We start from the raw sequence: 14288 nt of genomic DNA on the forward strand, positions 1-14288 counted from the left end.
AATTATGAAGAAAAAACTTACGCTTTCCTTAGCATTGCTAGGGCAGATAATTTTTGCCCAATATGCAACACCAAACGATGGAAAAACATATCGAATAGCAGATCTTGATGCTTTAACAGATCAAATAACATTCGATCAAGAATCAAATAGTTATTTATTGACAAATGATTTAACAATTTCAGCAAACGATATTTTCTTATCTGATACTGATTATAAATTGATTATTACAGATGGAAAATTAATTACGGTAGCAGGAAAAATTGAAATCAATGCTCCTAAAGAAGTTTTGTTTACTTCCGATAATCCAGGAACAACATATTTCAAAGGAATTAGATTAGAAGAAGGTGCTATTTCCAACTTTAATAATTTTAAAATGTTTTATGGAGGAGGAATTCGTTCTTTAAATGAATCCTTTACAATGAATAATTCAGAAGTTTCTTATCAAAATGCAGGTGCTGCAACTGGTGGCGCGATTAATTTTTCAAGAGGAAATCCAGTAATTAAGAATTCTGTTTTTAAACACAATATTACACCTGTGGTAGGTTCTGGAGCGAATCAGTCAGTGGCTTTAATTTTCGAAAATAATTATTTAGAAGATAATAATAAAGAAAACTCTAATCGTCCGCAAATTAATATGGGACCAAGTGGAGAAAATCAAACAACAATTATTAAAAATAATACAATTATAGGAAATAGAGCAAATACACGTGTTGGTGGAATTTCTGTTTCTAGTTTATTGAGTGTGGTTAGTTTTGCTCAAATAGAACATAATACGATAAAAGACAATCGTTATGGAATTACAATTACAGGCGTTACTGCGGGAGGAAATATTATTGGAAACATTATAGAAAATAATAATACTGAAAATCTACCAAATTTAGGAGGTAGTGGAATTTCTATTTCTCAAACAGCAACAACACCGCAAACATCTGTAACAATAAAAGGAAATACAATAAAAGGAAACCTTTGGGGAATTACAATTATCGGTAACGGAACCAATATAGATATGACCAATGGATACAATGTTTTCGAAAACAATGGAAATACAGGTGCAGATTATGCATTGTATAATAATTCTGCAAATAATATAAAGGCGCAAGGTAATTGCTGGGATCCTATTCTAACAGATGAAAGAGTAGAAAATGTTATTTTTCATAAACCAGATAATTCTGCATTAGGCTTAGTGGATTATTCAAATTATGCTTGTCTTTTAAGTACAAATGAAGTGAAATTAGATAAATTAAAGCTTTATCCAAATCCTAATAATGGAACATTTATAGTTGATACAAAAGAAAAATCTCCTTATCAAATTTTAGATATTAATGGACGAACGTTAAAACAAGGTGATTTAAAAATAGGTCAAAATTCTATTCAAACAAATTTACCAAAAGGTATTTATCTTATAAGAACAAACCAAACAACTTCTAAAGTTGTTGTAAAGTAACAATTTTTAATAGATAGTTTTATGAAGGATATTATTTAAAATAATATCCTTCAATTTTATATTCTATAATCATAAAAAAATATAATTTTTTCCTCCCATTCTATCAACTATTTCCAAAAACATTTTTAAGTTTATAGAAATACTCACACATGAAATCGAAATTTTTATTAACACTAGGTTTAATCTCTACAACCATGAGTTTATCTGCTCAAACTAATCAACAAGTTTTAGAGTTGATTAACAAAGAAGTACAACAAAATTCTGAAGCTTATCAACAATTAAAAAAAGCAACCGAAACAATTGGACATCGCGCTACAGGAACAGAAAATGGACGAATAGCAGAAGAATATGCAGCAAATTTGTTACGTTCGTATGGTTATGATGTGTCTTTTCAAGAGTTTACATTTAGCGGTTGGAATCGTAAAAGTTTAGATTTAAAAATCAATAATCAATCTATAAAAGCCGTTGCTTTGGCGCATTCGCCAGCAAATGTTAGTCTTTCGGGAGAATTGATTGATTTGGGAAATGGACTTGAAGAAGATTACAAAAAGATTGGTGATAAAGTAAAAGGAAAGATTGTTTTTGCTGCGCTTGGTTTGTTGGAAGGAACGCCAAAAGAAATCGAAAATCTACATCGTTCAGAAAAAACAGCTTTAGCAGAGAAGTACGGAGCGAAAGGAATTATTTTGTTTAATCGTCCTGCTGGAGGAATTCTATTGACAGGAACGGCTTCTGTAACGGGAGAAATTATTAAAATTCCTGCAATTAACATCAGTTTAGAAGATGGATTGAAAATCAAAGAAAATCTATCAAAAGGAAAAGAAATTGCTAAAATCGAAATGAAAAATGATGTTGGACAGATGAAAGGTCGCAACATTATTGCAAAGAAAATCGGTTCTAAATTTCCAAATGAAAAAATAGTTCTTGGAGGGCATTTAGATAGTTGGGATTTAGCTACAGGAGCTATTGATAACGGTGTTGGAAGTTTTTCTGTAATGGATATTGCAAGAACGTATAAAAAGTTAAATCTTCAAAATGATCGAACAATAGAATTTGTTTTATTTATGGGCGAAGAAGTTGGTTTGATAGGTTCTAAATATTACGTCAATCAAGCGCTGAAAGATGGTTCTATCAATCAAATCAAAGCAATGTCGAATATGGATATGACAACAAATCCAAAGTCGTATTATTCGACAATGGAAAGTAATTTGCCTATTTTAACTGATTATGCGTATGATGTGCAAAAAGTGATTCCAGATTTTAAATTGAAAACATTTGCGAGTGTAGATTTACATTCAGATCATCAACCGTTTATGTTGCAAGGTGTGCCTATTATTGGGCTTTCGGATAGTCAATTTACAAAAGGAGCGTTAAATTGTTACCACGCAAATTGCGATACATTTGATTATGTAGAAGAAATTGGTTTGAAAAATAATGTGATTTTGGAAACCTATTTGTTGTATCGTTTGAGTAATTTGAAAGAAATTCCTTCAAAACGTTGGAACGAACAAGAAATTAAGGAAGCCTTAATCAAAGGAAATTTAGAAACTCCACTTCGTATTTCGGGCGATTGGAGATGGTAATATCAAAAAAATCCTTCAGAAATTCTGAAGGATTTTTTATTTATTTCTTTTTCAATTTTACGGTGAAATGTCTTAAAATTTCAGATTCCCACGAAATTTCATAACCTGAATTAATCTCATTTCGTCGATCAAAAATATTTTTCAACGCAACCGCGATATAATCCATATGACTTTGGAAATAAGTTCTTCTTGGAATTGCCAAACGCAGTAATTCTAATTTTGGATAACGATTTTCTCTCGTTTCAGGATCACGATCTGCCAAAATAGTTCCGATTTCTACACCACGAATTCCAGCTTCTTTGTACAATTCAATTCCCAAAGTTTGTGCAGGAAATTCTTCGCGCGTTACATTTGGTAAAAACTTTACAGCATCAACAAAGATGGCGTGTCCACCGATTGGTTGCTGAATTGGAATTCCAAATTCAATTAATTTATTCCCTAAATATTCAATTTGTTTGATACGTGATTGTAAATAAGAATATTCTGTCGATTCTTGCAAACCTTGTGCTAACGCAGCTAAATCGCGTCCAGCTAAACCGCCATAGCTTAAATATCCTTCGTATATAATTCCGAAATTCCCACAAATTTTATATAGCTCTTCATTATTCAGTGCAATAAATCCACCAATATTTACCAAACCATCTTTTTTCGCAGACATCGTCATTCCATCTCCATAAGAAAACATTTCTAAAACAATTTCTTTAATCGTTTTCGTTTTAAATTCTTCTTCTCTTTCTTTGATGAAATAAGCATTTTCAGCAAAACGAGCGCCATCAAAAAAGACTGGAATTCCATATTGATTAGACAATTCACGAACTTGACGAATATTTTCGATTGATACAGGTTGACCGCCAGAAGAATTACATGTAACAGTGATTAATGTAAATGGAATTTGTTCTTTTCCGTATTCTTTGTAGACATTTTCTAACTTTTGCAAATCGATATTTCCTTTGAAAGGATGAATCAATTCGCTGTCAAAAGCCTCATCAATAGTACAATCAATGGCGTGAGCTTTTCTAAATTCAATATGACCTTTTGTTGTATCAAAATGCGAGTTCCCAGGAACAACATGACCTTCTTTTACAAGAGCTGAAAACAATACATTTTCCGCTGCACGACCTTGATGCGTAGGTAAAAGAAACTCAAATCCAGTAATGGTATTGATGGTTTCTTTCAGTTTTAAGAAAGATTGAGAACCAGCATAGCTTTCGTCTCCAGTCATCATTGCAGACCACTGTTTGTCTGACATTGCTCCAGTTCCCGAATCAGTTAATAAATCAATAAATACTTTGTGGCTTTCTAGGTTAAATAGGTTGTAATCTTTTTCTTCGATCCACTTTTCGCGTTCTTCTCGAGTAGATTGATAAATTTCTTCGACCATTTTTATGCGAAATGGTTCGGCAAAAGGTAATTCCATTTTTCTTGTGTTTAATGTAAAACTAAGAAACCTTTAGAATATTATCAATTATTAATTGAAAATCATAAAAAAATCCTCTATCAAAAAGATAAAGGATTAAAAATTTTCTATAGCTCGTGTTAGTCAATAACAGGAACTGGTCGTTTGTTTTCGTTAATTGCAACTAATGTAAACGTTCCAGAAATCGCTTTATCACGTCCGTCACGATACATACTTTCGATAAAAACATCAATTTGTACATCCAAACTTGAGCGTCCTACACGTACTACTTTTCCTACCATTTCTACGATAGTTCCTGCAGGAATTGAATGTTTAAAATCAATTTTGTCACTACTTACTGTAACAATAGGTTTGCGACAAAAACGAGTTGCTGTCATAAAAGCAATTTCATCCATCAAATACATTACTGATCCTCCAAACATTGTGTTGTGGTGGTTTGTATCTCCAGGAAAAACAGCTTTGAAAATACGAGTTTCAGAATTGATGATACGTTGTTCAATCAACTCTTCTCTTGGTGTTTTTTCCACTTCCATTATCATATATTTACACGTTACTTTTCTTAATTAATTTTTGAGTTGATAATGTTTTTTTGTGGTGGTTTGATGATTTCATAGAACATAATTTTTACTTTTTTCGCGAAAGTTTTTGGTTAATTATTAACTCAATTTAGTGGCATTCTGACTTGTCAAAAATATTGATTTACAGTTGCGCGACAGTTCGTGATTTGCACACGATTCCCCATTAAGTTGAGCACGAATTTGATGCAAATATAAATTAGAAAAATGAAAATTTGCAGATTTATTGTGCCGAATTCGTTGGTTTGGAATAATTCGTGTAAATTCATTTTTCCGAATTTTTAATGAAGTAAGAAATAAGAATGAAAATAAAACCAATCAAAGATTTAGTTCATAATCTATCAGAATGGAATGAATTAATTTCTCAAACCAAAGATTTAACCGATAAAGTAGTTCAAGATGTTAATTTTTTGCGTCAAGAAATTAATTGGGAAGAGTATAATTTATGCAATACATCTTTTTTGGGTTGTAAGTTTAAACAACATGAAGCAATCTATTTAATAGAAAAAGGAGCATTCGTTTATCCAAAATTTGAATCAGTTCCCTATAATCCATATCGTGGAAAATTGTATACTTGGCAAGAGTTGATGGAAGGTTATGATCCGGATAATGACCAAAGTATAGATCTTAAAATTTATAAACATTTCAAAAAACATAAATATAATCCGTCTGTTTCAGAAGCTTTGGCGCAACGTTTACACGATTTGTCTATTGATGATGGTTTGCGTCGAATTTTGGAATATGACGATAATGGAATGACGAAGAAAAAAGTGGTTGGCTTTATGGGTGGACATTCTACTGCGCGCAATTCGGAGTTTTATAATGAAACCGCAAAAGCGGCGAAATTAGCTACTGAAAAAGGTTATTTTGTTGTTTCTGGTGGAGGTCCTGGAATTATGGAAGCCGCTAATTTAGGAGCTTATATGGCAAATTATTCGGATGAAGATTTGATGAATGCGATTAATATTTTGGCTGATTTAGATTTTATTGATGAAGATAAAACTGAATATTTGGCGAAGAATTTTATGACGAATGCTAAAAAAGTTTTAGAAATCTATCCAAATGGAGCAGAAAGTTTAGCAATTCCAACATGGTTTTATGGTCACGAACCGAGTAATTTATTTGCAACGAATATTGCGAAATATTTTTCTAATAGTATTCGAGAAGATATGTTGCTAACAATTAGTTTGTTCGGGTTGGTTTATGCGCCTGGAAGTGCTGGAACAACACAAGAAATTTTTCAGGAAGCAGCGCAAAATCATTATGGAACTTCAGGATATTATAGTCCAATGATTTTTTTGAGTAAGAAAAGATATGTAGAAGATACGGCGATTTATTCGGTTTTGCATCAATTAGCAATAGGAAAAGCATATAAGGAGTTACTATTTTTAACAGATAGTGCTGATTTAGCAATCGATTTTATCGAAAATCATCCACCAATTAAAGTTAATTAAAAAATAATTTAAAATATTTAAAATCGCGTAAATCACTTTATTATAGTAATTTATGTGGTTTTTATTTGTTTTTTGTCCGAATAAAATAAAATAATTTCGAATAATGTTTGGTATTTTAAATAATGAACGTATATTTGCAGTCCAATAACGCGAGATGGAGCAGTAGGTAGCTCGTCGGGCTCATAACCCGAAGGTCATCGGTTCGAGTCCGGTCCTCGCTACTACAAAGAGAGTTTCTAACAAGAAGCTCTCTTTTTTTATGTCTTTAACTGAAAATTAAGATTGGATAAACTATTTTTGCATCATGAATTTAGAAGAATACAAAAAACAATATAAATCAGATCAAGCAGTTGGTGCAATAGCGATCGAAAATCGCTTAAGAGAGGTCTATGGGACTTTAGAGCCTCGTTTTTATTCGCCACAAGTGATGTCTTTTCAAGGAGGAGATGATCCAATTGATGGCGTTGCGGTTTTTGATGTCAATGGTTATTATCATTTGGTGAGTTACGGAATGTCGCATTTATACTATTCTGAGGAAAGTGTAGGAGCGGATTTTAGTAAATGGGGATTTGAGTTTTCTTTCCGTGTGAAACCTGTTAAAGATGATAATGGTGAAGATCCTTTTTGGGTGGTTCAATTAATGAATAATTTGGGACGTTTTGTGAATGAAACAAAAGTTTGGTTTGATGAATACCAATTTTTGCCTTTAGGCGGTCCAATTCGTACAGATTCGGAAACGGACATTGTTGGTTTGGCTTTTATCAAGGATGATGATTTAGATGAAATTGATACGCCGCATGGAAAAGTTACATTTATACAAATGATTGGTTTGAATTCGGAACAATTGAAAAGATTGGAAGATAATTCAACCAAAGAAGAAATAATGTCAGTGATAGCTGAAATAAAGTCAGTTAATCCAAAATTTGTGTGTGAATTATAGTAGAATTTCTAAAATAAAACATATTTGCGTTAACCTATTTCTTAAATTATGTTAAATGTAAAAAACAGATTGTCAGTATTTTAAACTTGGTATTTGTTTTGATTATATCTAAATGTTAGTAGCACTAACAGTAGAATAAATTTTTCATAGGTTAGGTTAATAATTAGTAAAGCTAATTATGAAGCACTTCTTCGGAAGTGCTTTTTTTAGTATATTTAAGAAGAAAAAATAAAGATGTTTAAAAATTTATTCAACCGAAATAAAAATCAATCAAATAACAAAGAAGAATCAAAAACAATGACTTTCGAAGAAATTATTAATTCAGATAAACCAGTTTTGTTAGATTTTTTTGCAACTTGGTGTGGTCCTTGTCAAATGATGGGTCCAGTTTTGCAACAAGTGAAAGAAGAATTGGGAGATGATGTCAAAATCCTAAAAGTGGATGTTGATAAATATCAAGATTTAGCTGCACGATATCAAGTGCAAGGAGTTCCGACTTTTGCCATTTTCAAAAATGGTGAATTATTATGGAAACAAAGTGGAGCACGACCAAAAGAACAATTGGTTACAGAAATCAAAAAATATATTTAAAAATAGGTTTGCTTTGCAACCAAAGTCGATTAAAAAATCCGCTCATTGAGCGGATTTTTTGTTTCTTCTTATAAAGAATTTTTCTTTTTATTTTCTTTTACAATTCGATAAGCGATGTAAAGGAAGATCAACCAAACTGGAATTAATTCCACTGAAATTTTAAGTCCTGTAAACCACATAATTACTAAAATTCCAAATAAGAAAATTAGACAAATGTAATTACTGATAGGATACAAGAAAGATGGAAATAATGTTTTTGTGTTCTCTAAATTCTTTTGTTTTCTGTATTTAAGATGTGTTATCGAAATCATAATCCAGTTAATTACTAACGAAGAAACCACTAAAGACATCAATACATGGAAGGCGTTTTCTGGAATTATTTTATTAATCAAAATACAAATTGCAGCGAAAAAAGATGAAACTAAAATCGCCATAACAGGCACGTGATTTTTGTTTAATTTTTTCAAGAATTTAGGTGCATTTCCTTGCTCTGCCAAACCATACAACATTCTACTATTACTGTAAACAGAGCTGTTGTAAACTGATAAAGCCGCTGTCAAAACGATAATATTTAGTGCGTTTGCAATTAATTTTGAAAAATCAATCGTGTTACCAAAAATATTTAGTTTCAAATGATTCAAATTCTCAAAAACCATCACAAAAGGACTACTTTTATCCGTGATCGTTTCCCAAGGCGCCAACGAAAATAAGATAATTAATGCTCCAACATAGAAGATTAAAATTCTATAAATTACTTGATTGGTTGCTTTTGGAATTGTTTTTTCTGGATTTTTAGCTTCAGCAGCTGTGATTCCAATCAATTCTAAACCTCCAAAAGAGAACATAATAAGAGCCATTGCGGCAAATAATCCGCTAAAACCACCTTCACTATTACCAGATAACCAACCTTTAGGGAAAAAACCTCCATTGTTCCAAAGGTTTTGTATTGTTGCTTGTTCACCTCCAGTTCCGCTTATTAACAGATAAGCTCCAAAAATAATCATTGCAATAATCGCAATTACTTTGATGATAGAAAACCAAAATTCAGCTTCACCAAACATTTTTACAGATCCTAAATTCAATGCATTAATTATAATAAAAAAGAACAAACTTGAAGCCCATAATGGGATTTCTGGCCACCAAAATTGTACATAAATTCCGATTGCAGTCAACTCAGACATACTTACCAAAACATAAAGAATCCAATAATTCCAACCAGAAGCAAATCCAGCAAAAGATCCCCAATATTTATATGCAAAATGACTAAAACTTCCTGAAACAGGTTCGTTTACAACCATTTCTCCTAATTGACGCATGATGAAGAAGGCTATGATTCCTGCAATTGCATAACCTAAAATAACAGATGGTCCAGCTAAAACAGCAGCGGGTCCAATTCCTAAAAACAAACCAGTTCCAATCGCGCCACCTAAAGCAATCAATTGAATATGTCGGTTTGTAAGACCTCTTTGCAATTCTTTTTCCTCGGTATTTTTTATTTGACTCACGTGTGATGTATTAATTTGTTAAATATATGTAAAAACTATTTTTAAAAAGAACAATTTGAAGAATTGTCTTGTTTGAATTAATATTAAGAAAATGATTTGTAACGCTTTTTTATTCATGTTAAATCATCTAAAACTTGAAAAAATATTCAATAAAATTTCTAATTTTATAAAAATCAACCTTATGAAAAAACTACTTTTTACTTTTCTATTGACTCTATTTACCTCTGTTCAACTTTTTGCAGATGGTCCTTTTTTATATTCTTTGCCTTTTGGTTCGAGGGCTTATCTTGATGATACGATTTTAGAAAAAACGAAAGAAAAAGGAATTGATTATTCTACTTTCGAAAAATATTTGTTGGATAATAATATCGAATTAGGTAAGAAAGTTGGACTTCTTTCTGAACTCGAAGTTTATTTTGTGTTGAATGATAATCAAAAATCATATTTTGTTGACTATAAAGAGAAATTTAAAAAATCTGTTGGAAAGAAATTTGGAACGAAAACTCCACTTAACGAACGATTTTTAATTGCGTTGATGGATGATTGCGATACAGAATCTCCTAAAGTAGAAGTATATCAAAAATTTGTTGATGAAAATCCACAAAGTAAAACGATGCAATTTGTGAATGTTTTTGCTTATAATTTTAATCTTATTTGGGATATTGATAAAAAAGATTATTCTTCTATGAATGATTTTAAAGAGAAATACCAAGATAATTGTTTGCAAAATTTTGAGAGTTTCAACAATGATACTTCTGCCGATATTTTTTCTGAACTTGAGGAGATAATTACGTTAGGTTATAATTGCGATTATGCTTTGAAATGTCTTGCTCCAGCAAATAATCGATTGGATGTTTTGAATCAAAAAACAGAATTTATTTTAAATAAAATTGCAAATGCAGAACCAATTCCAAGAATGGTTGTAACGCAAAATGCTTCTCAAATTGGATTGTCGGCTTATGAATGGTTGGGCGAGGAAATGAAGTTAATTTCTAGCTTGAAAATTTCGGATGAAGAGAAAACTCTTGTGAATTATTTTGCCGTAAATGAAACATACAATTATATCAATCATGTCAACAATCTATATGTTTTATTTGAAGCGATTCAGAAAACGCCTTCACAATTAGCGAAATCTGCGAATAATAAATCTGTTGAAAAAATTGCTGCAAAAGATGATTGGAAGAAAATAAATCAATTGTATGATGTATTGAAAAAGAATTTTCAAAAAGACAATGAAATAGCTGTAGGTTCTAGCTCAAATCTTGATGATTTGCGTAATTTGATTTATTATTTGTATCTCAATCCAAAAGAATTGTCAAAAGTTTATCAAAACTAATTATAACCGAAATATTAAATTTTTTCAAAGACTTAAATTCGTAAATGTTGTAGATTTTATTTTAAATTTATCTTCTAAATAACAAAAAAATGAAATCAATTTATTTTCTTGGATTGGGAGCTTTAGGAGCAAAATATGCAGCGAGTTTTTATGAATATAATCCAGAAATTGTAAGTGTAATTGTAGATGAGGAGCGAAAAAATCGATACGAAAAATCGCAAATTTTTGTGAATGATAAAGCGTATGATTTTAATTATGTCACAAAAATCGAGGAGAATAATTATCCAGATTATATATTTTTAGTCGTTAAAAGTTCGCATTTACAGCAAGCGATAGAAGATATGAGGCCTTTTGTTGGTGAAAACACAATGATTGTAAGTTTGATGAACGGAATTTCTTCTGAACGTGTTTTGGCAGATCATTTTGGATGGGATCGTGTGGTGAATGCAGTTGCATATATGGATGCTGTAAAAGTTGATAATCGCGTGACGTTTTCGAGTATAGGAAAAATTATTTTTGGGAAAATGGATTCAATTAATCATGATAAATTAGTCGATTTACATGAATTGATGAATGTTGCTGAAATTCCAAATCAATTATCGGATGATATTCAGAAAGCGCAGTGGGCGAAATATTTGGTAAATGTTGTCGGAAATCAATTGACATTTTTGTTGGAGTTTCCATATGGACAATTTCGTACCAATCAACATCTCGAGGTTTTAATGGATATGATTTCTAATGAAGTTCTTGCAGTTGGGAATGCACATGGAGTTGCAATTGGTCAAGAAGAAGTGGATCGAATGAAATCTACAATGAAAATTGTGGATGAGTTTGGTAAAACTTCGATGTTACAAGATCGCGAAGCAAAAAGATATTCGGAAGTGGATGAATTTGCAGGCGAAATTATCAGTTTAGGAAAACAATATAATATTCCGACACCTTACAATGAATTCATTTATAATATGGTAAAATCAATTGAAGAAACATATTAAGAAATAGTCATAAAGTCATTCAAGTTTGGATGACTTTTTTATTTGAAATCGATTGCTTTTGGATAAGCAACTTTCTGAATAATATAAATCGATAACATAAAAAATATACTCATAATTAATGTTGCAACAGGTAAATATTTTATCGAGTCAGAAGGTAAAATCATTGGTAAAATAACCATTGCAAAAGCAGGAGGTAAGCGTAAATCTGTTAATTTCAAAATAAACATTACGATAATCAAATCGATCAAGCCAATGATTAACCAATTATCAAGATAATGCATCGTCAAACAACCAGCCATTGTAGCCATAAACATTACAAGAATACGTTTTAGACGTACAGTTAATTTTAATGTTGGGTTATTTAAAGATTCAAAAGAAATTACGATAATAGGAGGAATAGCAGAGAAGTGTGCAAAACCGCTAAAATAACAAGCTGCAAACCAAACTACACATAATCCGATTAACCATCTGTTATGGCTTGTATAAATCATTGGAATCGCATTTTCAGTTGGTTTTAGTTTGAATATTTTTATTGATAGAAAAAGTAACAAGACAAATAGAAATATCGCATATAGAAATACAAAAGATTCTGCATTTGTAACAATTGGTAATAATCCCGTAGCTAATGCTGGTGCAAGTTGACTTTTAAAAATTTTCAAGACAATTAACATCGCAACTAATACCAATGCTAATTTGAGTGATAATATAATTGGTAAAAAATTAATTCCAAATCCTAAAATAGCAGTTATGGATGGAAGTAAAAAAATATGAAATGGTCGTTGTAGCCATTTATTTTCTCGAAACGTTAAAATTCCGACAGATAATGCAGCAACTTCTGGTAAAATAATTTCTTTATCATCATAAATCATTGCCGCTCCAATCATGATTAAAATAAATAGAAAAGCAACGGAGTATGAGATAAAAGATTCTTTATTACCTAAGATAGATTTCATGAAATAAATGTATAAAAAAAACCTTTGCAAATATACAAAGGTTTTTGTCGGGGTGGCAGGATTCGAACCTGCGACCTCCTGCTCCCAAAGCAGGCGCGATGACCGGGCTACGCTACACCCCGATTCGGTCATTCTTTACGATAAATCTTTCTATTTTCGGATGAAAATTTTGTCGGGGTGGCAGGATTCGAACCTGCGACCTCCTGCTCCCAAAGCAGGCGCGATGACCGGGCTACGCTACACCCCGATAGATTTCATTATCGTGGGTGCAAATGTAAGGTGATTTTTGAAAATTAACCAAATATTTTTAAGAATATTTTTCGGAAACTTTCATATATGTTTCTAAATCTTTATCTCCTCTTCCTGAAAGGTTCAGAACCACAATGTCTTGCGGTTTAAAATTAATTTTTTCTAAAGCAGCTAAAGCATGAGAAGATTCTAATGCAGGAATGATTCCTTCCTCTTTTGTCAACATAAAAGCTGCTTCCAAGGCTTCATCATCTGTTGCATTTAAGAATTCTGCACGTCCAGTTTTGAACAAATGCGCATGTAAAGGACCAACTCCAGGATAGTCTAATCCAGCCGAAATTGAATAAGGTTCGACAATTTGTCCATCTTTATCTTGCATCAATAATGTTCGGCTTCCATGAATAATTCCTTCCGTTCCTTTGATCGTTGTAGCAGCAGTTTCTCCAGATTCTACGCCCAAACCTGCCGCTTCAACCGCGATTAATTTGACAGAATCATCATTTAAAAAATGATAAAAAGCTCCCGCAGCATTACTTCCGCCACCAACACAAGCAATCACGTAATCAGGATTTTCTTTCCCATATTTCTCTTTCATTTGTGCTTTAATTTCTTCCGAAATAATCGCTTGGAATTTTGTTACCATTGCAGGATAAGGATGAGGTCCAACGACAGAACCAATGATGTAAAAAGTTTCAGGATTATTAATCCAATAACGAATCGCTTCGTTCGTAGCATCTTTCAGAGTTTTACTACCTGATGTTGCTGGAATAACTTCTGCACCTAACATTTTCATTCGCGCAACATTTGGTGCTTGACGAGCAATGTCAATTTCTCCCATAAAAACGATACATTCTAATCCCATCAACGCACAGACTGTTGCAGTTGCAACACCGTGTTGTCCAGCGCCAGTTTCGGCAATAATTTTGGTTTTACCCATTCGTTTTGCTAAAAGTGCCTGACCAATCGCATTATTGATTTTATGCGCTCCTGTATGATTCAAATCTTCACGCTTTAATAAAATATTGGTGTTATATTTTTTTGAAAGATTTGGTGCAAAATACAATGGACTTGGTCGACCAACGTAATCTTTTAATAACAAATTAAATTCGTTTTTGAATTCGTCTGTATCGGTATATTTTGCTAAAGCTTCTGATAATTCTTCACAATTATGATGTAATAATTCTGGAATAAATGCTCCTCCAAATTCACCATAAAAACCTCTTTCGTCAACTTCGTATTTCATTTTGTT

At 31.9% G+C, this 14288-nt stretch carries 12 protein-coding genes, 3 tRNA genes and 1 riboswitch; of the genes, 8 read left to right on the plus strand and 7 right to left on the minus strand.

Annotated elements, in window-relative coordinates; translation table 11 throughout:
* Positions 1 to 4 precede the first annotated feature (4 nt).
* Positions 5 to 1444 carry a T9SS type A sorting domain-containing protein gene (locus B4H69_RS15860; RefSeq protein WP_180905738.1) on the plus strand — a complete coding sequence of 480 codons (1440 nt, stop codon included), beginning with the start codon at positions 5 to 7 and terminating at the stop codon, positions 1442 to 1444.
* Between the two features lie 149 nt (positions 1445 to 1593).
* Positions 1594 to 3027: a M28 family peptidase gene (locus B4H69_RS15865; protein ID WP_244957999.1), complete on the plus strand. Its 1434-nt coding sequence runs from the start codon at positions 1594 to 1596 to the stop codon at positions 3025 to 3027.
* A gap of 40 nt (positions 3028 to 3067) precedes the next feature.
* On the opposite strand, the gene B4H69_RS15870 is transcribed toward B4H69_RS15865, so the two are convergent.
* Both B4H69_RS15870 and B4H69_RS15875 read right to left on the minus strand, forming a co-directional pair.
* Positions 3068 to 4444, minus strand: coding sequence for a tryptophanase (locus B4H69_RS15870; RefSeq protein WP_180905739.1), 1377 nt, complete (start codon positions 4442 to 4444; stop codon positions 3068 to 3070).
* Between the two features lie 119 nt (positions 4445 to 4563).
* The gene (locus tag B4H69_RS15875; RefSeq protein WP_114998110.1) at positions 4564 to 4977 is read right to left on the minus strand and encodes an acyl-CoA thioesterase; all 414 of its coding nucleotides are present in this window, start codon (positions 4975 to 4977) and stop codon (positions 4564 to 4566) included.
* A gap of 129 nt (positions 4978 to 5106) precedes the next feature.
* Positions 5107 to 5193, minus strand: a riboswitch (adenosylcobalamin-variant (AdoCbl-variant) riboswitch).
* 128 nt (positions 5194 to 5321) lie between these two features.
* Here B4H69_RS15875 and B4H69_RS15880 point away from each other — a divergent pair.
* From B4H69_RS15880 to trxA, 4 genes are all read left to right on the plus strand, one after another.
* Positions 5322 to 6473, plus strand: coding sequence for an LOG family protein (locus tag B4H69_RS15880; protein ID WP_180905740.1), 1152 nt, complete (start codon positions 5322 to 5324; stop codon positions 6471 to 6473).
* Positions 6474 to 6621: 148 nt separating this feature from the next.
* Positions 6622 to 6694: transfer RNA gene (locus tag B4H69_RS15885), tRNA-Met, on the plus strand.
* Between the two features lie 83 nt (positions 6695 to 6777).
* The gene (locus B4H69_RS15890) at positions 6778 to 7413 is read left to right on the plus strand and encodes a suppressor of fused domain protein (protein ID WP_180905741.1); all 636 of its coding nucleotides are present in this window, start codon (positions 6778 to 6780) and stop codon (positions 7411 to 7413) included.
* A 234-nt stretch (positions 7414 to 7647) separates the two neighbouring features.
* Positions 7648 to 8004: a thioredoxin gene (trxA, locus tag B4H69_RS15895; RefSeq protein WP_084106970.1), complete on the plus strand. Its 357-nt coding sequence runs from the start codon at positions 7648 to 7650 to the stop codon at positions 8002 to 8004.
* Between the two features lie 68 nt (positions 8005 to 8072).
* On the opposite strand, the gene B4H69_RS15900 is transcribed toward trxA, so the two are convergent.
* Positions 8073 to 9500, minus strand: coding sequence for an amino acid permease (locus tag B4H69_RS15900; protein WP_180906776.1), 1428 nt, complete (start codon positions 9498 to 9500; stop codon positions 8073 to 8075).
* A 190-nt stretch (positions 9501 to 9690) separates the two neighbouring features.
* Between B4H69_RS15900 and B4H69_RS15905 the strand changes: the two genes are divergently transcribed.
* Both B4H69_RS15905 and B4H69_RS15910 read left to right on the plus strand, forming a co-directional pair.
* Positions 9691 to 10845: a hypothetical protein gene (locus tag B4H69_RS15905; protein WP_180905742.1), complete on the plus strand. Its 1155-nt coding sequence runs from the start codon at positions 9691 to 9693 to the stop codon at positions 10843 to 10845.
* Between the two features lie 89 nt (positions 10846 to 10934).
* Entirely contained in the window at positions 10935 to 11837 is a 903-nt protein-coding gene (locus tag B4H69_RS15910) for a ketopantoate reductase family protein (RefSeq protein ID WP_180905743.1), read from the plus strand.
* A 38-nt stretch (positions 11838 to 11875) separates the two neighbouring features.
* Here B4H69_RS15910 and B4H69_RS15915 read toward each other — a convergent pair whose 3' ends face one another.
* The 4 genes from B4H69_RS15915 to trpB form a co-directional block, all read right to left on the minus strand.
* Positions 11876 to 12790 carry a hypothetical protein gene (locus B4H69_RS15915; protein WP_180905744.1) on the minus strand — a complete coding sequence of 305 codons (915 nt, stop codon included), beginning with the start codon at positions 12788 to 12790 and terminating at the stop codon, positions 11876 to 11878.
* A 47-nt stretch (positions 12791 to 12837) separates the two neighbouring features.
* Positions 12838 to 12912 (minus strand) — tRNA-Pro (locus B4H69_RS15920).
* Between the two features lie 50 nt (positions 12913 to 12962).
* Positions 12963 to 13037: transfer RNA gene (locus B4H69_RS15925), tRNA-Pro, on the minus strand.
* A gap of 60 nt (positions 13038 to 13097) precedes the next feature.
* The gene (gene trpB / locus B4H69_RS15930; protein WP_180905745.1) at positions 13098 to 14282 is read right to left on the minus strand and encodes a tryptophan synthase subunit beta; all 1185 of its coding nucleotides are present in this window, start codon (positions 14280 to 14282) and stop codon (positions 13098 to 13100) included.
* Positions 14283 to 14288: the final 6 nt, after the last annotated feature.

The sequence above is a fragment of the Empedobacter sp. UBA6745 genome, assembly GCF_002453775.1.
In the GTDB taxonomy this organism is placed as follows: Bacteria; Bacteroidota; Bacteroidia; order Flavobacteriales; family Weeksellaceae; genus Empedobacter; species Empedobacter falsenii_C.